22 protein-coding genes are annotated in these 25,614 nt (G+C 34.7%); 10 read left to right on the top strand and 12 right to left on the bottom strand.

The genetic code is table 11. The features are described from left to right. Positions 1-391: hypothetical protein (locus ACSSV5_RS09305; protein WP_454245647.1), on the bottom strand; the 391-nt coding region annotated here is incomplete at its 3' end. Positions 392-534: 143 nt separating this feature from the next. After that, positions 535-2,070, bottom strand: coding sequence for a T9SS type A sorting domain-containing protein (locus ACSSV5_RS09300; RefSeq protein WP_454245646.1), 1,536 nt, complete (start codon positions 2,068-2,070; stop codon positions 535-537). A gap of 97 nt (positions 2,071-2,167) precedes the next feature. On the opposite strand from ACSSV5_RS09300, the gene ACSSV5_RS09295 reads away from it, so the two are divergent. Beyond that, positions 2,168-3,145 (top strand): polyprenyl synthetase family protein, encoded by a 978-nt coding sequence (locus ACSSV5_RS09295; protein ID WP_454245645.1) that lies wholly within the window; start codon positions 2,168-2,170, stop codon positions 3,143-3,145. Between the two features lie 201 nt (positions 3,146-3,346). Here the strand turns inward: ACSSV5_RS09295 and ACSSV5_RS09290 are convergent, their stop codons facing one another. From ACSSV5_RS09290 to ACSSV5_RS09250, 9 genes are read right to left on the bottom strand one after another with little or no spacing between them, the layout of a single operon-like run. After that, positions 3,347-3,913, bottom strand: coding sequence for a 5-formyltetrahydrofolate cyclo-ligase (locus ACSSV5_RS09290; RefSeq protein ID WP_454245644.1), 567 nt, complete (start codon positions 3,911-3,913; stop codon positions 3,347-3,349). Further along, positions 3,903-4,892, bottom strand: coding sequence for a succinylglutamate desuccinylase/aspartoacylase family protein (locus ACSSV5_RS09285; protein ID WP_454245643.1), 990 nt, complete (start codon positions 4,890-4,892; stop codon positions 3,903-3,905). The genes ACSSV5_RS09290 and ACSSV5_RS09285 overlap by 11 nt, the downstream gene beginning before the upstream one ends. Then, positions 4,885-5,757, bottom strand: a complete 873-nt coding sequence (gene rimK / locus ACSSV5_RS09280; protein WP_454245642.1) for a 30S ribosomal protein S6--L-glutamate ligase — start codon at positions 5,755-5,757, stop codon at positions 4,885-4,887. The genes ACSSV5_RS09285 and rimK overlap by 8 nt, the downstream gene beginning before the upstream one ends. Beyond that, complete coding sequence (locus ACSSV5_RS09275) at positions 5,729-6,184, bottom strand: ATP-dependent zinc protease family protein (protein ID WP_211064899.1); 456 nt, start codon at positions 6,182-6,184, stop codon at positions 5,729-5,731. Before ACSSV5_RS09275 ends, rimK begins: the two co-directional genes overlap by 29 nt. A 6-nt stretch (positions 6,185-6,190) precedes the next feature. Beyond that, a complete protein-coding gene (pyk, locus tag ACSSV5_RS09270) occupies positions 6,191-7,621 on the bottom strand; it encodes a pyruvate kinase (RefSeq protein WP_454245641.1) in 1,431 nt (476 codons plus the stop codon). Positions 7,622-7,640: 19 nt separating this feature from the next. Beyond that, positions 7,641-8,120, bottom strand: a complete 480-nt coding sequence (locus ACSSV5_RS09265; RefSeq protein WP_454245640.1) for an IPExxxVDY family protein — start codon at positions 8,118-8,120, stop codon at positions 7,641-7,643. A 52-nt stretch (positions 8,121-8,172) separates the two neighbouring features. Further along, complete coding sequence (locus tag ACSSV5_RS09260) at positions 8,173-8,913, bottom strand: ribonuclease III family protein (RefSeq protein WP_211064902.1); 741 nt, start codon at positions 8,911-8,913, stop codon at positions 8,173-8,175. Positions 8,914-8,931: 18 nt separating this feature from the next. Beyond that, complete coding sequence (gene fabF, locus ACSSV5_RS09255; RefSeq protein WP_454245639.1) at positions 8,932-10,185, bottom strand: beta-ketoacyl-ACP synthase II; 1,254 nt, start codon at positions 10,183-10,185, stop codon at positions 8,932-8,934. Between the two features lie 10 nt (positions 10,186-10,195). Further along, a complete protein-coding gene (locus ACSSV5_RS09250; protein ID WP_211064904.1) occupies positions 10,196-10,429 on the bottom strand; it encodes an acyl carrier protein in 234 nt (77 codons plus the stop codon). 146 nt (positions 10,430-10,575) lie between these two features. On the opposite strand from ACSSV5_RS09250, the gene purN reads away from it, so the two are divergent. Both purN and ACSSV5_RS09240 read left to right on the top strand, forming a co-directional pair. After that, on the top strand, positions 10,576-11,169 hold the full coding sequence (purN, locus tag ACSSV5_RS09245; RefSeq protein WP_211064905.1) for a phosphoribosylglycinamide formyltransferase: 594 nt from the start codon (positions 10,576-10,578) through the stop codon (positions 11,167-11,169). Next, positions 11,162-11,782, top strand: a complete 621-nt coding sequence (locus ACSSV5_RS09240; protein ID WP_454245638.1) for a ribonuclease H1 domain-containing protein — start codon at positions 11,162-11,164, stop codon at positions 11,780-11,782. Before purN ends, ACSSV5_RS09240 begins: the two co-directional genes overlap by 8 nt. 144 nt (positions 11,783-11,926) lie before the next feature. Here ACSSV5_RS09240 and gldD read toward each other — a convergent pair whose 3' ends face one another. Next, positions 11,927-12,499, bottom strand: coding sequence for a gliding motility lipoprotein GldD (gldD, locus tag ACSSV5_RS09235; RefSeq protein ID WP_454245637.1), 573 nt, complete (start codon positions 12,497-12,499; stop codon positions 11,927-11,929). Positions 12,500-13,304: 805 nt separating this feature from the next. On the opposite strand from gldD, the gene ACSSV5_RS09230 reads away from it, so the two are divergent. From ACSSV5_RS09230 to bglX, 7 genes are all read left to right on the top strand, one after another. After that, positions 13,305-16,316 carry a SusC/RagA family TonB-linked outer membrane protein gene (locus ACSSV5_RS09230; protein WP_454245636.1) on the top strand — a complete coding sequence of 1,004 codons (3,012 nt, stop codon included), beginning with the start codon at positions 13,305-13,307 and terminating at the stop codon, positions 16,314-16,316. Positions 16,317-16,327: 11 nt separating this feature from the next. After that, on the top strand, positions 16,328-17,869 hold the full coding sequence (locus ACSSV5_RS09225) for a RagB/SusD family nutrient uptake outer membrane protein (RefSeq protein WP_454245635.1): 1,542 nt from the start codon (positions 16,328-16,330) through the stop codon (positions 17,867-17,869). Positions 17,870-17,885: 16 nt separating this feature from the next. Further along, positions 17,886-19,622, top strand: coding sequence for a LamG domain-containing protein (locus ACSSV5_RS09220; RefSeq protein WP_454245634.1), 1,737 nt, complete (start codon positions 17,886-17,888; stop codon positions 19,620-19,622). A 119-nt stretch (positions 19,623-19,741) separates the two neighbouring features. After that, entirely contained in the window at positions 19,742-21,112 is a 1,371-nt protein-coding gene (locus ACSSV5_RS09215; RefSeq protein ID WP_454245633.1) for a glucoamylase family protein, read from the top strand. 10 nt (positions 21,113-21,122) lie between these two features. Further along, positions 21,123-22,469 carry a glucoamylase family protein gene (locus ACSSV5_RS09210; protein WP_454245632.1) on the top strand — a complete coding sequence of 449 codons (1,347 nt, stop codon included), beginning with the start codon at positions 21,123-21,125 and terminating at the stop codon, positions 22,467-22,469. A 9-nt stretch (positions 22,470-22,478) separates the two neighbouring features. After that, positions 22,479-23,264, top strand: a complete 786-nt coding sequence (locus ACSSV5_RS09205; RefSeq protein ID WP_454245631.1) for a carboxylesterase family protein — start codon at positions 22,479-22,481, stop codon at positions 23,262-23,264. A 3-nt stretch (positions 23,265-23,267) separates the two neighbouring features. Next, the gene (gene bglX / locus ACSSV5_RS09200) at positions 23,268-25,601 is read left to right on the top strand and encodes a beta-glucosidase BglX (RefSeq protein WP_454245630.1); all 2,334 of its coding nucleotides are present in this window, start codon (positions 23,268-23,270) and stop codon (positions 25,599-25,601) included. The last annotated feature ends 13 nt before the right edge of the window (positions 25,602-25,614 follow it).

Raw genomic sequence — 25,614 nt, 5'->3', positions numbered from 1 at the left:
CACAACTCACCGTTAAGTCAATAGGATTAATATTAGTTGAACCTTGGCAATCTATAGAACCGTCAGGGGTCACTTGAACCGTGATTTCATCACCCGTTGATTGAAAAGATAAGCCTGATAGATCTCCTGCATTACCATAGCCATTAAAGAGTTCTGTGCCATCTGAATCGAGAACGATAAACTCGTCAAAATTATTTTCAACATTTCCAGAATTCACCGTTAAGTTTAAAGGTGAACCATCACTGCTGACATATGTAAACTCTTCATTAACACCAGAATCATAACAAAAGTTAGCGTTGACAGGTCCAACGGTGCAATCTACAGTTGTTTGTGCAAAGGCATTTGAAAAAAACATAACGACCAAAACACTTGAAATGTAAAAATTTTTCATTTAATTTTCTTTTGGTTGTGAATATAAATAAAATGTTATTGATACGTTAAATTTATTTAGACAAAAATGATGTAAAAAAAAAATTTAACAAAAAAACCACCTCAACTTTGAGGTGGTTTTAAATTTTAGAAAATTAAAAAGGTTTATTTTTTTATAATTTTAAAAGTTTTTGTAGCATCATTAATCTGAACTTGAGCCAAGTAAACACCGCTAGTCAAAGCATTTAAATCAATACGCTCATCTTGAGCAGAAAGCTTTTGGTTTAAAACTTGCTGACCGAGTAAGTTGTGTAATTTAATTTGGTCAAAAGCCTGATTAGCAGATAGGTTTAAGTTGTTTTGAGCATCAACGAAATAGTTAAAGTTTAATGCTTCAAAATCTTGAGTAGATAAAGTTTCATCAACTGAATAATTAAATATGAGTAAAAATCCAGTGGTTTGAGCTAAAGGTGCTGGCGAACCCGTACTTTTAAATACTAAATAATAATCACCTGATGTAGAAGGTGTAAATTGTCCTGTACCTGTTAAAGCTTGGTTTTCTACATTATCAAAAGTCCCATTTTGCACAATTCCTGTATCTGTAAATATTGAAGTTCCTGCATTAGCATCTGCTACAGTAGGACCTTGAGCCATTAGAACTTCAAGGCTTTCATTAGCTGAACCGTTTTGTGCATCTGCACCATTATAGCTTAAAGAAATATCATAAGTATTACCCGCAGTTAGACTAATAGCAGGAGAGAATAAATAATCTTCCTTAGTAGCATCGTTGGTTCCATTTGTAGCAAAAAATGAAGTTGTTAAAGGCTGAAGTTCTAGCTCTTGTTGAATCCAGGCTGTGCCATTACTATCTTCGTCAATGATGGTGTAACAACTTGCAAAAACAGCAGCATTGTCAAAGTTTTCTGTCAAAGGAAAACCTGAGAATTCTGTAGCACAATCTGCAAGAGTAAAAAATTCTAGTGGACCAACCCACTCGCTATTTCCATCGATTCCACAGTTTGCTCTAATATAAGCTTCAAATACAGTGGCTTCACTTAAGTTAGATATAGTTGTTGATGTTCCTGATATATTACTAACACTAGTACCACTTCCAGCTGTAAACCCAGGTGCTCCATAGTTGATTTCGAAAGTTGTACCAGGATCGTTAGAATCATTCCAGCTAAAATCAGCACTTGTAAGCGTTGTGTTTGTTACTTCAAAATTAAATGGATCTATACAAGATATGATACTATTTAAAGTATAATTGTTTGTCCCAGCATCACCCCAACCATTACTCCAGGTTAATGTAAAAGTATCAACTTCTCCACTAGCATTTAAGGTGTATGAACCAGTAGCGTTAAAGAAATCACCTCCAAAAACAACGTCAGGTGCTTGCGTTACTGTTAAAGTTTGAGTAGTTTCATCAACAACTACAGTAGCAGGGTTTGGAGACTCCCCATAGCCTTGCTCATATAAGCCACCTGTAATGTCAGATATTACAAATTCGTTAGGATTTGCAGTCAAGGTAACAGTAACTTGATCTGTTAGCGGTATGTTAGAATTTGCTGGATCACAGTTCCCACTTCCATCTCCAACACATACAGTTGATGATACATCATAACTAGAATTTAAGAATGGGTTTTGAGCATTCAAGCCATAAGAGGCTAAAATCATAAAACATAAAAGTGTAATTTTTTTCATAATTTTTTAATTTAAGATTAATAGAATGTAAATATAAAGAAAATATATCTGAAGTGACAAATATTATTTTATTTTTAGCATTCTTAAATTCAATCTTTTGAAAGTCGTATCTCAAATAAAATCACCAATTAGCCATGAAATGGAGTTGTTTGAAAAGAAATTTTCACTCTTCATGTCGTCTAAAGTCGCTTTACTCAATAAAATCACGCACTTTATCGTCAACCGAAAAGGCAAACAAATGCGACCTATGTTTGTGTTTTTGGTCGCTAAAATGGTATCTGATGGCGAAGTCAACGACCGCGTTTATCGCGGGGCATCGGTTATCGAGCTTATTCACACCGCCACTCTTGTTCATGACGATGTGGTCGATGACTCCAATCGGCGTCGGGGGTTTTTCTCCCTCAATGCACTTTGGAAAAATAAAATTGCCGTTTTAGTCGGTGATTATTTGTTGTCTAAAGGTTTGTTGTTGTCCATAGATAACGATGATTTCGATTTATTAAAAATCATATCTGTTGCCGTTAGAGAAATGAGCGAAGGCGAACTGCTCCAAATAGAAAAAGCCAGAAAACTCGACATTACCGAAGATATTTACTATGACATTATCCGCCAAAAAACAGCGACCTTGATTGCTGCATGTTGCAGTCTTGGTGCTGCCGCTGTAAAACCTAATTCTGAAGATGTCGAAAAAATGCGAAAATTTGGCGAACTCATCGGCATGGCTTTTCAAATCAAAGATGATTTGTTTGATTATGGCGAACGAAAAATCGGTAAACCTACAGGCATTGATATCAAGGAGCAAAAAATGACCTTACCTTTAATTTACGTCCTAAACAATGCCAATCCTAAAGATAAAAAGTGGTTGATTAATTCAGTGAAAAATCACAATAAAGACAAAAAACGGGTCAATGAAGTGATTGATTTTGTGAAATCTCAAGGCGGTTTAGAATACGCCCAAAAACAAATGAAAATTTACCAAAAACAAGCCTTAGAAATATTGGGCAATTATCCAGAATCTGATTTTAAATCTTCCTTAGTTGATATGGTTGATTATGTGATTGAAAGAGAGAAGTAATACCGAAAGTTATTTTAAATGACTCCCATTATATACGAAATCCTTAAAATGCTTGGCTACCACAGGCTGGTACATCGGTATTAGTCTTTCATCTTTGTATAAACCATATTATCTATGTTGATATAAGATGACTGGACTTGATATTGTGTTCATCGAGTAAATACATTCTAAGCTTTTTTAAACTAGTGAAATAATTACAACCTAAAACTTAAAAACTCGATTAGGAGTTACAGCTACATCTATTGCAACATCATGAGGTTTGGTCTCTAATTTATCATTTATAGGTTCAAAAAAAGACAAACCAATTTTAAGCGTATCCTTGCGACAGTGTTGCAAAAACCGATCATAAAACCCTTTTCCGTAACCAACTCGATTTCCTAAATAATCGTAGGCTAAAAGTGGCACAAAAACCACATCAATTTTGTTGATAGGAACTTCAAGACCGTCTTGAGGCTCAGGAATACCAAAAGAGTTTTCTTTGATAGCGGTGGCATCAGTCAGTAAATAATGGCTAAGGGTTTGGGTTTTAAAATGGCTTTTGCTGACCACAATTTGCTTGTCTTTGCCTTGCAATATATGTAAAAGCATTGAAGTATCAACTTCTTTATGTCTGCTGATACTCAAAAAAAGATGATAGTAAGTGTGTTGCCAAATATCAAGTTTTAGTGCTTGGTTGGCAATAGCAATACTTTGTTCTTCAATTTGAGTTGAAGATAGATTCTGGCGTTTTTGTTTGTATAATCTTCTAATCTCAGCTTTATTCATCATCGATTTGGGTTGAAATATGAAACAACGCATCGCCTTGATATACCATTGGTGATTGATTGACATTAATGACATATCCTGCGTCACGGGCTTTTAATATGTGTTTAAAACTCCCATAAGGATCTGTGATATGTGCCATTTCTTCACCTTTATTGACCCATTGTCCAATATCAATTTTAAGCTGAAGCAAACCGCTGTATTTAGCTCGAATCCATTTGGTTTTACTTATAAAAACACTAGGTTTTGCGGGTTGTGATGGAGCAAACTCTGCCTTAAGCATACCGAGGTGTCTTAAAACCCTTCGCAAACCATCTAAACCGTGTTTAGTTATAGATGCATCATTATCAACTGATTTACCACCTTCATATAATAAAATGGGAATATTATGCAATTTACAAGTTGAGCGATAAGATTTTTTGATGTTTGATGAATATATCGTAAAAGGTGCATTAAAAGCTTTTGCCAATTCTAATAACTCGGGTTGATTTTTGGCAATACGGATTTGTGCAACATTAAAACGTTTGGCTCCGCCCGTATGAAAATCGAAGGCATAATCTACAATTGGAAGAATTTCATCAGTCAGTTGAAAGGCAAACCGACTGGCCAGAGGTCCTTTTTTAGATCCAGGAAATATGCGGTTTAAATCTCTACCATCAGGAAATTCGCGTTGCATATTTAAAAACCCAAATACATTTAAAACAGGAATACAAATAATAGTGCCGATAAGTGGCTTGTTCATTTTTCGTTCCAGAAACTGTCTAACAATTTCAATACCATTGAGTTCATCACCGTGAACCCCAGCAGTAATCAATACTACAGGACCTTTCTTTTTTGACCGTTCTATAATAACGGGGACATCTACGCTAGATGTGGTATAAAGTTTTGCAGTATGAAGGTTAAGCCGTTTATGTTGACCTGGCAAAATTTTTTCATCTAAAATATGAAGGACATTATAATCGTCGATATAGGGTTTATCAGACATTTTTTTCGATGTATTGTATAATTTTTCGAGCTATATCTTTGCCTGTTGCTTTTTCAATACCTTCTAAGCCAGGAGAAGAATTGACTTCAAGAATTAAAGGACCACGCGAGCTTTGTAGTAAATCTACACCAGCCACACCAAGTCGCATAGCCTTAGCTGCTTTGATGGCAGCAATTTCTTCTTCGTCGCTCAATTCAATAACTTCTGCAGAGCCACCTTGGTGAAGATTAGAACGGAATTCGCCTTCTTTTCCTTGGCGTTTCATAGCACCAACGACATGACCATCAACCACAAAAACACGAATGTCGGCACCTTTGGCTTCTTTGATAAACTCTTGCACAATCACACGAGCTTGCAGACCATTAAAAGCTTCAATTACTGATTTAGCAGCATTTTTGGTTTCGGCTAAAACAACACCCAAACCTTGAGTGCCTTCTAAAAGTTTAATGACCAAAGGCGTACCGCCTACATGTTGAATAACGCCTTCTACATCGCGAGAATAATTGGTAAATACCGTTTTTGGCAAACCGATTTTAGCTCGGGTTAACACCTGCATACTTCTTAATTTATCTCGACTACGCACCAAAGCTTCAGAGTCTATAGTGCTAAATGCACCCATCATTTCAAATTGTCTGACTACGGCTGTACCGTAAAACGTAACAGAGGCTCCAATTCTTGGAATAATAGCGTCAGTTTCTTCTATATAATTGCCTTTGTAATAGACGTTAGGGTTGCGTTTTTCTATAATCAAATCACACTTCAACGGGTCGATGACTTGAATATTATGCTTGCGTTTTTCTGCAGCTTCAACTAAGCGTTGGGTTGAGTATAATTTGCTATTTCTGGATAATATTTTGATATTCATAAATCTTATTTTTATATGATAAATCTATTAATGCTGGGTCAACCACAAATTTAGGGTTTAGAAATTTTCTTCCTAACAATACAGGATACTTCATATCTTTTCTGTCGCTTAGCGATAATGAAATTCTGTAAATTTTATTAAATAATCTGATATGAGATTTGATTTCATAGCGTTTTTGCGAAATTCCATTGCTACTTTTTACACGAATGGTTTTAAAGTTTTCGAAAGTATGGATTTTTAGACTGTATTCTGGATGCTTTTCGTCTAAAAACACACAATGTAACTTATTGTCTTTGATTTCTATAGATTTACAATGAATAGAAGATGTGTAAGCTCCTGTGTCGATTTTGACTTGAACTTGATTGAAACCCAACTCAGGAAAATCAGCAATATCTGTTCGTCCTATGACAATTTTGTGTTTAGACATTAATTTTTATTCAATTTCAGAAACTCTTAAAGTATTGACCATTCCTTTATCATCAATGGGCATTGAGGCTAAATTAATTAGGTAATCGCCTTTTTCTACATAACGATTTTTGCATGCTATTTCGTTCACATCAGTAATGGTTTCATCGGTACTGACAAATTTGTCATAATAAAATGCTTTTACTCCCCAAAGCAAACTCAGTTGTGTTAAAATATTATGGTTTGAAGTAAAAGCCAAAATATGAGCTTTTGGTCGCCAAGCTGAAATTTGAAAGGCAGTATATCCACTATTGGTCAAGGTGCAAATAGCCGTGGCAGTAATTTCGTTGGCCATACGAGCAGCGTGATAACAAACTGATTTTGTGATGTAGCGTTTGGTTTTAATGTTGGGCGGATTGTGAGGTACTTTGATAAGCTCTGAGTTTTCAACGCTTTTGATAATTTGGCACATTTTGTTTATTACCTCAACAGGATATTTACCAACCGAAGTTTCGCCACTGAGCATAACCGCATCGGCACCATCCATTACAGAATTGGCTACGTCATTTACTTCAGCACGTGTTGGTGTTAGGCTGTCAATCATGGTTTCCATCATTTGTGTAGCAATGATTACGGGGATTCTTGCCAGTTTTGCTTTTAAAACCAGTTCTTTTTGAATTAATGGTACTTCATGAGCTGGAATTTCAACACCTAAATCACCTCTAGCAACCATAAGACCGTCACAATAAGCTACTATTTTATCGATGTTTTTGACACCTTCAGGTTTTTCTATTTTGGCTATGATAGGGATTTTATAATTGCTGTGTTCTTTGATTAGTTTTTGAAGCACCTTTAGATCGCTGGCATATCTTACAAATGAAAGTGCCATCCAATCCACTTGCATTTTGCAAGCAAACTTGGCGTCTTCAATGTCTTTTTTAGTAAGTGCTGGCAGTGAAATTTTGGTGTTTGGCAAGTTCACGCCTTTATTTGATTTGAGCGGTCCGCCTTGAACTACTTTGGCTTCAACAGTGTCTTTTTTGTTGGTTGAAACCACTTCAAAAATCAACTTACCATCATCAAGCAATATGCGTTCACCAGGTTTGACATCTTGTGGAAAATTTTTATAATTCATGTATGCAGACTGCTTGTTGCCAACAAATCTCTCACCTGTTTTAAACTTAATTTTATCATCCTTTTGGACAATTATGCTTTCTTCCATTTCACCAACACGCAATTTAGGTCCTTGTAAATCTCCTAAAATTCCAGCATTGAAACCGTATTCTTCATTAAGGTCTCTTATCATTTTCACTCGCTCTTCAACATCTTTATAGTTAGCATGAGAAAAATTGATTCTAAAAATATTGACCCCAGCTTCAAGCATGGCTTTTAGGGTTTCCTTTTTAGAAGTTGCTGGTCCTAATGTGGCAACGATTTTTGTTTTTTTAGTTGATTTCATATCAATTTTTTAATATTAATTATTCAAAAATAAGGTTTTCAGGTGACTTAATACTATCAGTTTTGATTTCATAGGCACTGATGAGTTGTGGAATTTCATTTAATTCTATAATTAATTTTTTAGTTTTATAACGGTTAAATTCATCTTCAATTTTTATGAGATAATCACTTTGAAGTTTAGATTCTACTAAGTGTTTTTTAATAACTTGGCTTTGGTTATCGAAAAGTGATGTTGTCTGTTCAGGTTTAAGATTGATATATTTAGATTTATTTTGAACAAAATATAGTTTTGTATCTGCTTTTACATCATAATAGGTATAAAGTGCAAAAAATATGCAATAGTTCTTGTAGATCAATTCAACGTCTTCTTTAGTTCTTTCAAACTGCATTTCAAGGTGTTTATTCAATAAAAAAGCCATTTTAAAAGGCTCAATAGAAGCATTAAGACCGATGAGTTTAAAATCAAAATCTGTAAATTTATTAAGGACTAGCTTTGGCATGTCGTAAATGTAAGCATAGGTAAATTAAAATATATTATCCTGACGTTAAAATTCAATCCAAAATTTGATCCTGCAAGGTATAATAAGCTCTTCGGCAGACTTTCTCTTCTGCTTTTTTCTTTGATAAGGCTCTAGCTTTAGCAATATTTTTTCCATTGAGTTGATAGATCATAGCAAAGTATTTTTGACCATTGGTGCTTTTCTCTTTATCACTATATTCTATAAGTTTGTATTGGTGTTTGTGTTTTTGACACCACTCTATCATATAGCTTTTATAACTAATGACTCTATTTTCGAGCTCTTCGATATCTATAAAAGGTTTCACAATTTTATCTAAGATAAATTTCTCACATTTTTTAAAACCTTGATCTAAATAAATAGCAGCAATTAAAGCTTCTATAAGATTACCATAAATATTATCACTAAAACATTCAGGTTTTACCTCAGAATGTAATAAGCTTAATAAATCATAAGATTGACCGATTTGGTTGAGGTTTTTTCGGTTTACGGCTTTAGCTCTCATTTTGGTAAGATAGCCTTCATCGCCTTGTGGAGATTGTTTAAATAAATGAACAGATATCACGGAATCTAATAATGAGTCTCCCAAAAATTCTAAACGTTCATAGTTGATATCATAACCTAATTTGTCTTTGAGGTTCAGGGAGCGATGGGTAAAAGCTCTTTTGTAAATACTTAAGGTTTTGGGCTTAAACCCGATAATTTCATAAATTTTACAAAAAAAAACCCCGTCCTTTTTGGAACGGGATTTAAATATATTGTCAATAAATTTCATGAAATATAATGTCAATCATTATTCTACAAATGTCTTTAAAGCAATACATGCATTATGACCACCAAAACCAAAAGTGTTACTTAAAGCCACTTTTACGTCTCGTTTTTGTGCATGATTTAAAGTTAAATTGAGCTCAGGGTCAATGTTTTCATCTTGAGTCTTGTGATTTATGGTTGGTGGCACTAAACTGTGTTGCATTGCCAATATAGAAGCAATAGCTTCAATAGCACCAGCAGCACCAAGCAAGTGTCCTGTCATAGACTTTGTAGAATTGATATTGATGTTTTTGGCATGATTACCAAAGACTTCTTTAATAGCTTTAAGCTCTGCAACATCTCCAAGAGGAGTTGATGTGCCATGGGTGTTTATAGCATCAACATCTTCAGGATTTAAGCCTGCATTATGCAAACAATTTTTCATCACTGCAATGACGCCTTTACCTTCAGGATGAGGAGCTGTCATATGATAAGCATCTGAAGACAAACCACCGCCTATAACCTCGGCATAGATTTTTGCACCGCGAGCTTTAGCATGATCTAAATCTTCAAGAATAAGTGCACCAGCTCCTTCACCGAGAACAAAACCGTCACGAGTAGCATCAAAAGGTCTTGAGGCTGTTTCTGGACTATCATTTCTTGTTGATAGAGCGTGCATAGCATTAAAGCCACCCATTCCAGCCTCTGTAACCGCAGCTTCACTTCCGCCAGTTACAATGATATCACTATAACCCATTCGTATTTGGTTAATAGCATCAATGATAGCATTGGCTGCAGATGCACAAGCTGAAACTGTGGTGTAGTTTGGACCCATAAACCCGTGCTTAATCGAAATATTGCCAGGAGCAATATCTGCAATCATTTTTGGGATGAAAAATGGGTTGAAACGCGGTGTGCCATCACCCTTGGCATAATTGATCACTTCGTTTTGGAAAGTTTCTAAACCACCTATACCAGCACCCCAAATCACACCTACACGGTATTTGTCAACTGTGTCAAGATCTATTTTTGAGTCTGCAATAGCTTCATCAGAAGCCACTATAGCGTATTGTGCAAATTTATCGAGGCGTCTCACTTCTTTACGATCAAAATAATCTGCAGTGTTGAAATTTTTAATTTCACAAGCAAATTTAGTCTTGAACTTATCTGTATTAAAGTAAGTAATTGGTGCAGATCCACTTTTGCCATTAGACAATCCATCCCAATATTCTTGGATGTTATTACCTATAGGCGTAATGGCACCTATACCTGTTACGACAACACGCTTTAATTCCATGAAAAGTGTTTTATTTAGCGTCTTCTATGTAAGAAATCGCCTGACCAACTGTAGAAATGTTTTCAGCTTGATCGTCTGGGATTTGAATATCAAATTCTTTTTCAAACTCCATAATAAGTTCAACGGTGTCTAAAGAGTCGGCACCTAAGTCGTTAGTGAAACTTGCGTCGTTTACAACTTCGTTTTCGTCAACGCCTAATTTGTCAACGATTATAGCTTTTACTCTTGATGCAATGTCTGACATGATAAATTTTTTTTAGTTTATATGGTGGCAAAAATAAGAAACTTTGGCTTATAACAAATTTTAATTCCAAAAATGTATAGCTTTTACAATTTTATATACATTAGTGGCTGATTTTGTATTGCAAAATAATTAAAAAAAACATCATATTGAAAAAAACTTTTAAAAAACCGACAAAGACTTTAGTGATATTTGCTTCTGGCTATGGTTCTAATGCTTTAAATATCATTGAATATTTTGATCAAAACCCCATAGCAGAAGTAAAAGCTGTGTTTTGCAATAACCCCAAAGCTAAGGTTATGAGCAAAGCTAAAAACCAAAATGTTGAAGTGGTTTTGTTTGATAAAAAGCAACTTCAACAAACAAACTTTGTGTTAAACCAACTCAAAGAAATCTCACCAGATTTAATCATCCTTGCTGGGTTTTTGCTTAAAATCCCTGAAAATATCATCGAAGCTTTTCATCAAAAAATCATTAATATCCATCCATCTTTGTTGCCAAAATATGGTGGAAAAGGCATGTACGGCGACCACGTGCACCGTGCGGTGATTAATAATAACGAAAAAGAATCCGGTATCAGCATTCATTATGTCAATTCTGTTTATGACGACGGTCAAATTATAGCTCAGTTCAAAACCCCATTAAATGACAATGATGATATCAACTCGCTTAAATCTAAAATTAAAACCCTTGAGCAAAAGCATTTTCCTGAAACCATTGCTAAAATTTTAAATCATGGCTAAACAAAAATATTACGTGGTTTGGGATGGACATAATCCTGGAATTTACAAGACTTGGGAAGACTGTAAGTTGCAAATCAAAAATTATTCACAAGCCAAATACAAGTCTTTTCATAGTCTGGCTACTGCTGAAGAAGCGTTTAATATGGGCTTTTATGAATTTCAAAAACTCAGCAAGCTCAATCAACTCAAGCCTAAGTTACCGCGTGAAGTTCAACTTAATTCTATCTGTGTTGATGCGGCTTCAAGCGGTAATCCTGGAAAGATGGAATACCGAGGCGTAGAAACTCAAACCCGAAAGGTTTTATTTCAAAAAGGTCCATTTGAACAAGCTACAAATAATATTGGCGAATTTTTGGCTCTCGTGCATGGTTTAGCCTTTTTGAAAAAACAACAAAGCTCAAGAGTTTTATATTCTGATTCTAAAATAGCCATCGGTTGGGTAAAACAAAAACGCTGCAAAACCAAGCTTAAACTCACCCAAAGCAATGCTGAAGTATTTGAATTGATCAAACGTGCAGAAATTTGGCTCAAAACCCATTCTTATAAAACTAAAATCTTAAAATGGGAAACTAAAATTTGGGGCGAAATTCCTGCTGATTTTGGGAGAAAGTAATGCCAATTTGAAAGTATAATACCAACCTATATTATAAGGAGCATTTACACGACATTCAGGATAACATTCGGAATTATATTTCAGAGAAATTTTCTGAAATTTTTGAGATCAGAAAAACTATGTCAACAAACATATACATCAAGGCTAATTTTTCCACTTTAAGCTTTCCATAATTTTCCGCATATCATTCTTAAGATATTCCGCCGCTGGTAAAATAGAATCGTAATTGGGTTGTGCCTTAAAATAAATGGATCCTGTAACAAAGTGGTTCAAGCTATCAGTTAAGTAAAATTGGGCTTGAGAAGCAGCATTACCTTCAATTTCATAAAACAAGCCATATGTGTTGTGTTCATCATTGATAAAGGATTGTGATAAAATAGCATCAGCTTTAATTTCGTGTTTCAAGGGCAATTTTTGAGCATCAATAATGAGAGATTTTAAATTATTTTCAACAGGATAATAACTGATGTAAATAGAGCCTTTCATTTCAGGATAGGTGATGTCTAACCAACAGGGGCGATTTTGAATACTATCATTTATTTTGGATAGGCTGTTAACGATAAAGCTAAAAGGGCAATTTAACTCTGTTTTGAAATATTGAGGTTTAGGATATTCTAAGGCTAAAAAGGCTTTTGGTTTAGGTAAAGCGTCATGGTCTTGACAAGCAAAGCTTAAAACTGCTAAAACACTTAAACTAATTGCTTTTTTTATACCCATTAACTCATTTTTTTTAACTTAGATGCAAACAGTAATAGTTGTATGCTTATTTTATGTTTAAGGTCTAACTGAAGTTTCGCTCTTTTTTAAATTGTCCTAAAAACAAGATAAATATCAGAAAAAAAGCAAAATTTTGTTTTTTTAATTTACTGATTTTCAATATAATTAAAGCTGTAATTCCAAATACAACAACAAAATGCTACAGCACAAAGATATTAAAAATTTATCAGAATTAAACAGGGCTTTTATTGATAAACACACACATTCATCTAAAAATTCTGTATCCTTCAATTTCTGGGTTCTAATATTAGATTTCTAAGCATGAAAGTCTATATCTTAAAACAAAGTCGTCTAAACTATATCATCTAAACTGGTTTGCACAAAACCTGAATGTTGTGCTTTTGGCTTAATTTGATTAATCACGTAGTCTAATGAAAGATAAGATGGAAGACATATTCTTATTTTCTCTACAAAGTTCGAGACTGCTGTTTTTGTTTTTCAAGTTTCGGAAAGTTGTGAAATATTAGACTGAGTTTAATTTTCAACCCCTTTTAGGCATCATATAGACTACTTTAAAATGTTAAAAAAGTAATATTTTAGTACATCATTACTACTTCAATATGTTAATTTTTTAAATAATACATCGTTTTCGTTTATATTAGCATTACATCAACTGATGCATGTTAACATAAATTTAAACTTAAATATTTTCACTGACGTATTTATGATGTGTGGAAGTATTTATTTATAGATTATTTTATTTTTAATTTAGTTGCCGACATTTATTTTAATTTAATTTTATTTTATGAAAAAAGTATTCAGCCTATTTTGTCTTTTATTTTGTTCTATAATATCTTGGAGTCAACAAGAGGTAAGTGGTGTTGTAACAGCTGCTAGTGATGGCATCCCGATACCAGGCGTTAATATAATTATCGAGGGAACGTCTAATGGTACAACAACAGATTTTGATGGTAAATACTCAATCAGTGTAGAGCGAGGAAAAAAACTAATCTTTAGTTATGTAGGATTTAAAACTGAAAGTATCTTAATAGAAGACCAAACCACAATTAATGTATCTCTGGAAGATGATGTTCAATCTTTAGATGAAATAGTTGTAGTTGGTTATGGTGGTCAGAAAAAAGCTGATTTAACTGGAGCTATAACCACTGTAAAGTCTGATGTTATTGAAAAAACACCTGCCAACAATATTATGCAATCCTTACAAGGTAGAGTAGCTGGGCTACAAATTATCAGTAGCGGTTCTCCTGGATCAGGTCCATCAGTTAGAATAAGAGGTGTTAATTCTTTTGCTGCTGGTGGTAGTCCTTTATATGTTGTAGATGGAGTTTTTTATGACAACATAGATTTCCTAGACAGCAGTCAGATAGAGAGTATATCAGTTTTAAAAGATGCATCTTCGATAGCAATCTTTGGTCAAAAAGGAACAAATGGTGTTGTAATTGTAGAAACTAAAGGTGGCAAGACCAACAAAAAACCTACATTTACCTACAGTGGATTCACAGGACTTCAAAATGCTCAAAACATTGTACAAATGGCTAATGCAGAGCAATTTGTTACAATGGCTATGGAATCTGGTTCTCAAGCTGATATTCAATTTGTTGAAAATGCAATCCAAAGATTTGGACGAAGCAGAATAAATCCTAATCTACCTGATGTTAATACAGACTGGTATGATGAAATATTAAGGACTGCTCCTATTCAAAATCATAACATAGGTGTAACAGGAGGCACAGAAAAAACCTCTTATGGAGTAAATGCTAGTTACTTTTCTCAAGAAGGTATTTTAGATATGAAAAATGAATACGAACGTTTCAATATTCAATCAAATATTGATGTAGAAGTATCTGATAGGATAAAAGTAGGAGCTAATGCCTTATTTAGTAATGCTGAAAGATTTATCCCTGAAAATGGAGCTTGGTTTCAGGCTTATTTTGCTGTACCTATTCTACCTGTATTTGACTATCTTAATACTGAGGCAACACCTATTCCTTATTCAGATGCGACATTACTTGGTTATAGAGGTTCTCAAAACCCTTTTCCAGTTATGAGATTTAATGATAATAGAGAAAAACAAAGACGAACATTAACAAGTATATATGCCGAATATTCAATTATTCCAGACAAATTAACTTTTAGAACGTTTTACAGTCACGATTATTCAACATTTTCAGTTCGTAATGTAAGAAAACCTTATTTTATTTCAGAAAACTCACAAAGAGCTGTATCTTCTATTACTAGAGTAGAAAGAAACGTATCCAATCAATATTGGGATAATATTTTAACTTATAATGACTCATTTGGGGAACATGATTTAAAAGTTATAGCTGGCACATCATATCGCGACGAACAGTTTAATGCATTAACAGCAACTGGAGATGATATAACAGGAATAGATTTTGAAACTTCTTGGTTTTTAGATTTTGCAGACCCAAGCTCTTTTGCTAATCAGGTTAATGGCAATGGTGATAGATTATATTCCTTTGCCTATTTGGGAAGAGCAGAATATAGCTTTAAAGATAAATACTTAATTAATGGAACTTATAGATATGAAGGTGATGGAAGATTTCCTAAAGAAATATGGTTAGGAACAGGAAGTGTTGGTTTAGGTTGGGTCATCTCTGAAGAGAATTTTATGGAAAATAACAAAATATTTGATTTTCTTAAACTAAGAGGGAGTTGGGGACAATTGCCAAATGGGGCTCTAACTGGTAGTGCCGGAACTAGAACCATATCTACACTTACAACTGCAATAAACGATATGCTAGTTAATGGTATTATAAGCACAAACAATTTTACAGATTTAGAAAGAGAAATTTTAGAAGAAACTAATGTTGGTATTAGTGCCAAAATGTTTGATAACAAACTTTCTTTAGAATTAGACTATTTTAGAAGAGATACTAAAAAACTGGTCATCCCAGTTATTCAACCCATTGCTGGTAATACTGTATTAGAAAATGCTGGAGAAATGAGAAATACTGGTTTTGAGCTTGCTGCTACATGGTCTCAAGTTATTAATGATAATTGGAATTTTTCAGTAAGTGGTAATATTGGCACATTGGATAATGAAATGACTAAAATAAACAACGGTCTCGGATACATAGATACTGGCTCTGCAGAATTTAGACAGAGGTCTATTTTAGGCGAACCAGTAGAAGCCTTTTTCGGTTTAGAAGTAGCCGGTGTTTACCAAAATGCAGAGCAAATTGCAAATGATCCAATTGCTATTGAAAACAACTTAGAACCTGGAGATTTTATATATAAAGACCAAAATAATGATGGAATTATTGATGACCAGGATAGAACAGTAATAGGTTCCTATTTACCAGATATAACTTATGGTGGAAATTTTCAAGTTTCATACAAAAATTTTGACCTATCGGTAGCATTTGCAGGTCAAGCAGGTAATGAAATTTTGAACCGAAGACGGGGTGAAGTCATATTTACCAATGACACTAATATAGATGCTGATTTTGCTAAAAACAGATGGCATGGTGAAGGCACTACTAATTCTTACCCATCTTCGGCTGGGAGAAGAAAAGGCTGGAATCAAAGACTATCTACGTTTTTTATTGAAGACGGATGGTTTTTTAGAATACAAAATGCACAATTGGCTTACACTCTGAATTCAAAAACTTTCGGAGAAAAAATACCAGAAATAAGACTTACCCTAACAGCTGAAAGACCTTTAACAGTATTTGATTACAATGGGTTTAACCCTGAGCAACCAAATGGAGTAGATAGGCAAACCTTTCCTGTTCCAGCTATATACACTTTTGGAATAAACATTAAAATCTAAAATTTAATAAAATGAGAATTACAAAAAAATTTAAACAACTATTCAAAGCATTATTTGTTTTAGTGATTGTAGTTTGTACAACACTGACATCCTGCGATGATAAATTAGAACAGAATGAAGGACAACTTGCAGCTGATGATTTAGATTTTACCCAATCAGAAGATATGATTTTACCGCTAATAGGTGCATACAGTGTAACTTATTCAAGAGGTTGGGAAGATCCTCTACTTATCGGCGTTAGAGGTGATGATGTTAATGCAGGTGGCTTAGGAGATCAACCCCTTTTTACTGAGACTGACTTATACAATTACGACAGAGGGTTTTGGATGTATAATCAAGTTTGGGAAAATTTCTATGGAGATATTCTTGATATAAACAACACACGCGAGACAATTGAACAATATCAAGAATTTGCAACTGGAGACTTCATTGGATTAGCAGACCAGTATATTGCTGAAACTAAAGTATTGAGTGGTTTTCAACACTTACAAATGTCTAAACTTTGGGGTGATATCTTTATTATTACCTCGACAGACGTTAAGCAAGAAATAGACAACGGTGTATATACCAAAATGGAAGTTATGCAATATGTGTCAGACCTTATGGACGAGGCTATTCCTTTCTTGCCAGACATGAGACCAAACGAAAGAACAGATGTTCCTGGAGGTGTTACAAAATATACTGCTCTGGCAATAAAAGCTATGGCAAACTTAGAAATGGAAAATTATCAAGGTGTTGCAGATGCTACAAAAGAGATAATAGATTCTAACAAATTTATTTTATTTCCAGATTTTTATGAACTATTTAAAAAACCTGGAAAATTAGCTGATGAAAATATTTTTGAATTACAATTTTCAGACTTCAATTCAGCCACTGGACCAGTAAGCAATCATCTATTTGCTCCTTTTGGTCCCTCAAGTTGGGATCCTGTTGTTGAAACAGCTTCTGGAGGCTGGGGATTTTATGAACCTAGTCTTAAATACATAAAATTTATGTTAGACAGAAACGATCAAATAAGACTTGTAACTAGCGTTAATTTTACACCTCGTGGTATAGATAAAATCATGGAGGATCCAAATTATGCAACCCTTCCAAATTATATTTCTAACGTTACTTTAGATGGTGATGTCTTTAATGATTACTCAAGAGCAATGTTTGCTAGTGGTAAACACTATTTACCATCAAATCAGTTAACCCCAGGCAGAAATGACTATGGTTCTGGTAAAAACTTAATTGTTATCAGATATGCTGAAATTTTACTTATGTATGCTGAGGCTTTAACTCGTGGAGCAAGCGGAAGTAATATGACTGCAGATCAAGCCGTTAATATAGTCAGAAGTAGAGTTAATATGCCGGCACTATCAAATGTTACTACTCAAGATGTATTAAATGAAAAATATGCAGAATTGGCAATGGAATGGGGTATCCGATATTTTGACATGATCAGAGTGGACAATTATGACGAATTAAGCTATGGCGGTAGAACTTTTACTGCTGATAAAGAGCTTTTACCTTATCCTCAAGAACAATTAGACCTTTTACCATTAGAATAATTTAATAAAGAAAAATATGAAAACAATAAAAAAATATATATCCTTATTGCTTATATTGCTTTTAGCTACGGCATGTGATGATGGAATAGACCCGATTTCAAGAGTAGATCCAGGTCCAGACGCTGGTGCTCCATTGGTAACTATTGAGAGACCTATAAATGGTTTTTCAATTCAAGTTCCTGAACCAGTTACATCAGTTAATATTAAATTTAGAGCTGAAGATGATATTGAATTGCAATCAGTCAGTGTAAAGATTGACGGGGCTGAAATTGCTTTTTATGATGAATTTATTGACTATAGAGTTTTTATAGAAGAACTTGTTTATGATGAGGTTACAACTGGTAGTCATGTCTTAGAGGTTTCTGCCACAGATTTGTCAGGAAATACAACAATTGCAACTTCTAATTTCAGTAAGGAACCTCCATACACACCACTGTTTCCTGGTGAAACATTCTATATGGATTTTGATGGAAGTTTTACTAATTTAGTAACTGTAACAGACGCCACTGAAGTTGGTAATCCTGGCTTTGCACCTGAAGCTAGAGTCGGAACAGGAGCTTACGCTGGTGCAGCAGATTCTTATCTAACTTTTCCAACGGAGGGCTTGTTGGCAAATGAATTTAGTGCATCATTCTGGTTAAAAGTAAATTCAGTACCCGATAGAGCTGGGATTCTAGTTATTGGTCCACCTGACGAAGATAATCCAGATGCCCAAAATAACAGAACAGGTGGCTTTAGGTTTTTCCGTGAAAATGCAGGTGGTATGCAACGTTTTAAACTCAATGTTGGAACTGGTGATGGCGAGGCATGGTTTGATGGTGGAGCAGCTGCAGATGTAGATCCTTCGGTCGATGAATGGGTTCATTTTGCATTTACAATTTCAGACACAGAAAGCGTTGTTTACATAAACGGAGAGGTCGTTAGCCAAAATTCATTTTCAGGAGTTGATTGGACTGGCTGTGATATTCTTTCTATCATGTCTGGTGCACCTAGATTTACTGGTTGGGATCACTTATCTGATGAGAGTTTTATGGATGAACTTAGACTTTTCAATGTCGCACTTACACAAGAAGAAGTAATTGAGCAAATTGCCAAAGCAGATGAGGTATTCAAATTAGGTTTTAACGGTAGTTATACTGAGAGTTACAGTGATGAAGATGCTACAGTTGTCGGAAATCCTAGTTTTAGTTCTGATGCCGCTGAAGGTACAAGTTCTTATCAAGGTGCAGTAGATTCATATTTGACATTTCCAACGGAGAATATTATAAATAATGATGGATTCTCAGCAGTATTTAAATATAAACTCAACCCTTCTCCAGACAGAGCAGGCATTTTGGTTATTGGTCCACCTGACGAAAACAATCCAGATGCCCAAAATAACAGAACAGGTGGCTTTAGGTTTTTCCGTGAAAATGCGGGTGGTATGCAGCGTTTTAAACTCAATGTAGGAACAGGTGATGGTGAAGCATGGTTTGATGGTGGAGCAGCTGCTGATTTAGACCCTAATAATCCAGATTGGGTTCAAATGGCTTTTACTATCTCAGATACAGAAAGTGTAGTTTATATAAATGGTCAAGTAGTAAGTCAGAATACATTTTCAGGAGTTGACTGGACAGGTTGTGATATCCTTTCAATCATGTCAGGAGCACCAAGATTTACAGGTTGGGATCATTTATCTGATGAAAGCCTTATGGATGACTTAAGAATTTACAAAAAAGCTTTATCTCAAACCGAAATACAATCAATGCTTTAAATACCAATTTTTGATCTCTATTCACCTTTTTAATAATGTGTGAAAAATTTAAGAATTAGTCCTTAACTTTAGCTGTATTAGTTTATTAATACAGCTGAAGTTTATAATAGCTTTTTTTAATGAAATATTTAAAATCAATATTGTTTTTTGTTTGGAGTGCAATTTTATGTATTTCAATTAGCTGTAATAACAATAGCACAAAAAATAAAAATAATCCACCTAATGATAAGCCAAATAAAGGATTGTCAAACCAAGTTGATTTGCTTAATAAGGTTCAAAAGCAAACGATTAATTATTTTTGGGAAGGTGCAGAACCAAATTCTGGCTTAGCTAGAGAGCGTTTGCACATGGATGGTGTATATCCAACCTCTCCAAAAAACACGGTGACTACAGGTGGAAGTGGTTTTGGATTAATGGCTATTTTGGTAGGTGTTGAACGTGGTTGGATTTCAAGAGAAGAGGCATTAAATAGATTTATAAAAATCGTTAATTTTCTTGAAAAAGCAGATCGTTTTCATGGTGCTTGGCCTCATTGGATAGACGGAGAAACTGGAAAAGTATATCCTTTTAGCAAAAAAGACGATGGCGGTGATTTAGTTGAAACTGCATTTCTCATACAAGGTCTTCTGACTGTGGCTGAGTATTACAGAGATGGAAACGAACTTGAAAAAAATCTTGTCAAAAAGATAGAAAAACTTTGGAAAGAAGTAGAATGGAATTGGTACACCAAAGGCAACGAAGATGTCTTATATTGGCATTGGTCGCCTAAATATGGTTGGGATATGAATTTTCCAGTGGGTGGCTATAATGAATGTTTAATCATGTATATACTCGCTGCCGCTTCTCCTTCACATCCAATCTCTAAAGAGGTTTACGATAAAGGTTGGGCCAGAAACGGCAATATAGTTTCACAGGACAGCTTTTATGGTGAAGACTTGGTTCTTGATTATTATCAACACGATGATGCTCAGATTGGACCTCTGTTTTGGGCTCATTATTCCTTCATGGCTCTCAATCCTCATGGTCTTTCAGACCAATATGCAGATTATTGGAAGTTAACCCAAAATCAAGCAAAAATTCATTATAAATATGCTTTGGATAATCCTAAAGAATTCGAAGGATATGGAGATAGTCTATGGGGACTAACCTCTAGCTATTCCATAAACGGATATTATGGACACAGACCAGGAAAAGACATAGGAGTGATTTCTCCAACTGCAGCCTTATCATCATTTCCATATACACCAGAAGCCAGCATGAAATTTTTAAAAAATATTTATAAAAACCACGATTCCTTGGTTGGTAAATATGGTCCTTATGATGCATTTAGCTTCGAGCATAATTGGTATTCACCAAGATACTTAGCTATTGACCAAGGACCAATTCCTGTAATGATAGAAAATTATAGAACAGGATTATTATGGAATTTATTTATGAAAAATAAAGATGTGCAAGCTGGTTTGGATAAGTTAGGTTTTAAAATTGAATAAAAATAATTAAATGAAAAGATTCTATTACGTTTTAATGATAGCTGTTTTTACCAGTTGTGGTGGTGATGAAACCTCGGACTTACAAGAATCTGAAGACCCAAATGATGATCCCGTTGTGTCATTGACAGATGAGCAATTAATGGATTTAGTTCAACAAGAGACATTTAAATATTTTTGGGACTTCGCTGAAAGTAATTCAGGAGCAGCTCGGGAACGTTATCATCCCAACGATCCGTCTAACAGTGAAAATGTAGTGACAACTGGTGGAAGTGGTTTCAGTCTTATGGCTATTATTGTAGGTATTGAACGCGGTTACATTTCCCGTGCTGAAGGCGTAGGAAGATTAAATCAAATTCTTGATTTTTTTGAAAATGCAGATCGTTTTCATGGTGCTTGGCCACACTGGATAGATGGAACTTCAGGAAATGTTTTACCTTTTAGCACTCAAGACAATGGAGGTGATATAGTAGAAACTGCACTATTTGTTCAAGGTCTTATTTGTGTTAAAGAATATTTAAAAAACGGTACCCAAGAAGAACAGAACATTGCAAATCAAGCTGATATGCTTTGGAAAGACGTAGAATGGAATTGGTACACCAATGGACAAAATAAAATGATATGGCACTGGAGTCCTAATCATGGGTTTGCAATAAATTTAGAATTAAAAGGCTATAATGAAACGCTAATTACATTTATTTTAGGGGCAGCATCTCCAGACTATGCAATATCTACAGAAGTTTATAACCAAGGCTGGGCAAACAATGGTGCTATTGTGTCATCAGCGGTTCAGTTTGGTATCCCATTAATTTTAGATCATGTTGGTTCTGGCACAGGACCTTTGTTTTGGTCGCACTATTCATATCTAGGTCTAAACCCTACTAATCTTAGCGATCAGTATGCCAATTATTGGGATCTCAATGTCAACCACACCAATATTAATTATCAGCATTGTGTGAATAATCCCAATAATTACGAAGGTTATGGTCCAGATTGTTGGGGATTAACAGCAAGCTATACTAGAAATGCTGATGGTTCCGTTGGCTATACTGCTCATGATCCTGAAAATGATACTGGTGTCATCTCGCCGACTGCTGCCATTAGTTCTATCAATTATACTCCTGAGAAGTCTTTAGCAGCAATGCGTCATTTTTATGATAATAATCTCATGGGATCTGCTGGTTTCTACGATGCTTTTAGTCCACATTTCAACAATTGGGTAACGGAACGTTATTTGGCCATCGATCAAGGTCCACAAATTATAATGATCGAAAATTATAGAACAGGACTGTTGTGGGATTTATTTATGCAGAATGATGATGTCCAAAATGGATTAGATACTTTAGGATTTACGTATTAGAAGATAATTATGAAACATTTAAAATCAGTTTTGGTACTTGTGTCTGTTATTTGTTGCTCTGTTACAATGGCTCAAAATGAATTGTATGAAGAAGAGTTTTATATATTAGACAGTGATACGCTGCAATATAGAATCATGTATCCCAACAATTTTTCAGAAGATCAGAAATATCCTGTCGTTCTATTTTTACACGGTGCAGGAGAACGAGGAAGTGATAACAAGAAACAATTAATGCACGGCAGTAAATTATTCTCAGATAAAACCAATCGTGGAGCATTTCCAGCAATCGTAATTTTTCCTCAATGTCCCAAAAACAGTTATTGGTCTAATGCGGAAGTTGATAGAAGTAGTTTTCCGATACGCTTAGTATTTCCAAAAGATAAGGAAGCCACTAAACCAATGCAATTAGTTGTTGATTTGATGAAAGATTTGACTTCAAAGCCTTATGTGAATACTAATAAAGTTTACGTTGGAGGCTTATCTATGGGCGGTATGGGAACATTTGAAATCCTTTCTAGACAGCCCAATATGTTTGCGGCTGCATTTGCCATTTGTGGAGATGGTAATGCAGAATTGACTAAAAATTATGCTGATAAAGTGGATATGTGGATTTTTCATGGTGCTCAGGATAATGTTGTAAACCCTAAAGGTTCGTTAAAAATGGTTGAGGCAATTTTAGAAAATGGTGGTAAACCAAACTTTACTCTATATTCAGATGCAAATCACAACAGTTGGGATTCTGCTTTTGCAGAACCAAATTTATTAACTTGGCTTTTTTCTAAATCTAAAAAATAAGGAATGTATAAACTTGAAATAAAATTGATACTTACAGTAATTGTTGCAACTATGATGTCTTCTTGTGAAACAAAAGACAGCAAAATATTATCAGATAAAACTAACAGTATTTATAGTGAAAAAGTAGATTCCATAATCAGTTTAATGACATTGGATGAAAAAATCGGTCAATTAAATCTTCCAGCAACTGGTCCTATTACTACTGGTTCTTCAAAAAGTACAGATGTTGTTGAAAAAATAAAAGAAGGTAAAATTGGAGGCCTTTTCAATTTGAAAGATCCAAAAAACATATATGAAGTTCAAAAAATTGCTGTAGAAAAAAGCCGATTAGGTATTCCTTTAATTTTTGGCATGGATGTGATTCATGGTTTTAAAACAACATTTCCGATTCCATTGGGATTGTCTTGCTCTTGGGATTTAGAGATGATTGAAAAAACTGCCAAAATAGCAGCATCAGAAGCAAGTGCAAATGGTATTAATTGGACGTTTTCACCTATGGTTGACATATCTCGTGATCCACGCTGGGGAAGAGTTTCAGAAGGAAATGGCGAAGACCCATATCTGGGAAGTGAAATTGCACGTGCTATGGTACGCGGTTATCAACAAAATGATTTAAGTGCAAATAACACATTAATGGCTTGTGTGAAACACTTTGCTCTCTACGGTGCAGTAGAAGCTGGTAGAGATTATAACACGGTAGATATGAGCCGTATAAGAATGTACAACGAATATTTACCTCCTTACAAAGCTGCTATAGAAGAAGGTGTTGGTTCTGTGATGGCTGCGTTCAATGAAATTGATGGTGTGCCAGCTACTGGCAATAAATGGTTGCTGACCGATTTATTACGTGATGATTGGGGATTTGATGGTTTTGTAGTGTCTGATTACACGGGAATTTATGAAATGATGGAGCACGGAATGGGAGACGAATATATGGTGACGTCTCTGGCATTAAAAGCTGGATTAGATATGGATATGGCAGGTGACTCGCCTCATATTGACGCTGCTTATATCAAACAACTTAAGGGAGCTTTGGATCAAGGAAAAATTTCAATGGAGCATATCGATAGAGCTGTAGGTCGCGTACTCAAAGCAAAATTCCAGTTGGGATTATTTGATGATCCATACAAATATTGCAGTCTTGAAAGGGCTAAACAAGAAACATATACTCAAAAAAACAGAGATTATGCTCGACTCGTAGGTGCAGAATCTATGGTTTTACTTAAAAATAAAAATCAACTGCTGCCTCTAAAAAAATCTGGGACAATTTCAGTTATAGGACCTTTAGCTAAAGCCAGCAATAATATGCCTGGAACATGGAGTGTTTCTACAGATCACGAAAAAGCCATTTCGGTTTGGGATGGTCTAAAAGAGTCTGTTGGCGATCAAGTTAATTTATTATATGCCAAAGGAAGTAACATCACTAAAGACTTAGATTTAGAAAAACGGGTTACGATGTTTGGCAAAGATATTCCAAGAGATGGTAGAACAGATCAACAACTTTTAAATGAAGCTATAGCTGTTGCCAATAAATCAGACGTTATTATTGCGACTATAGGTGAGTCTTCAGAATTTAGTGGTGAAAGTAGCAGTAGAACAAATTTAAAAATACCTGATGTGCAAAAAGATTTACTAAACGCACTGCTTAAAACTGGTAAACCAGTTGTATTGGTACTTTTTACTGGCAGACCCCTAAATATAGTAGAAGAAAATAAAAAAGTACCAGCAATTTTAAACGCTTGGTTTCCAGGTAGTGAAGCTGGCTTATCGATTTCTGATGTGCTGTTTGGGGATGTTAATCCATCGGGAAAACTAACAATGACATTCCCAAGAAATGTCGGTCAAGTACCATTATTTTACAATCACAAAAATACAGGACGACCTTTGGGTAATTCGGAAGGGAAGTTCGAAAAATTTAAATCTAATTACTTAGATGTTCGTAACGAACCTTTATATCCTTTTGGATATGGTTTAAGTTACACAACATTTAAATATGGGGATTTAACTTTAGATAAAACATCGATTACAAAAAACGACGAATTAAAAGTATCAGTAGATATTACAAATACTGGAGATTATGATGGCAAGGAAATCGCACAACTTTACATTAGAGATGTTGTAGGCACGGTCACTAGACCCGTTAGAGAGCTTAAAGGCTTCCAAAAAATATTTATAAAAAAAGGTGAAACTGTAACGGTTACCTTTAATATTTCGGTTGAAGATTTAAAATTCTACAACTCTAATTTAGATTTTGTTGCTGAACCTGGAGTATTCCAAGTAGCTATAGCACCGAGTTCAGATTTTGAATTTAAGAAATCCTTCGAACTAATAGATTAAATATAATTAGGGA

The organism is Psychroflexus sp. MBR-150 (assembly GCF_053628795.1).
Note: the sequence above shows the minus strand (reverse complement) of the source record. Positions and strands in the feature narration are given on the sequence as shown.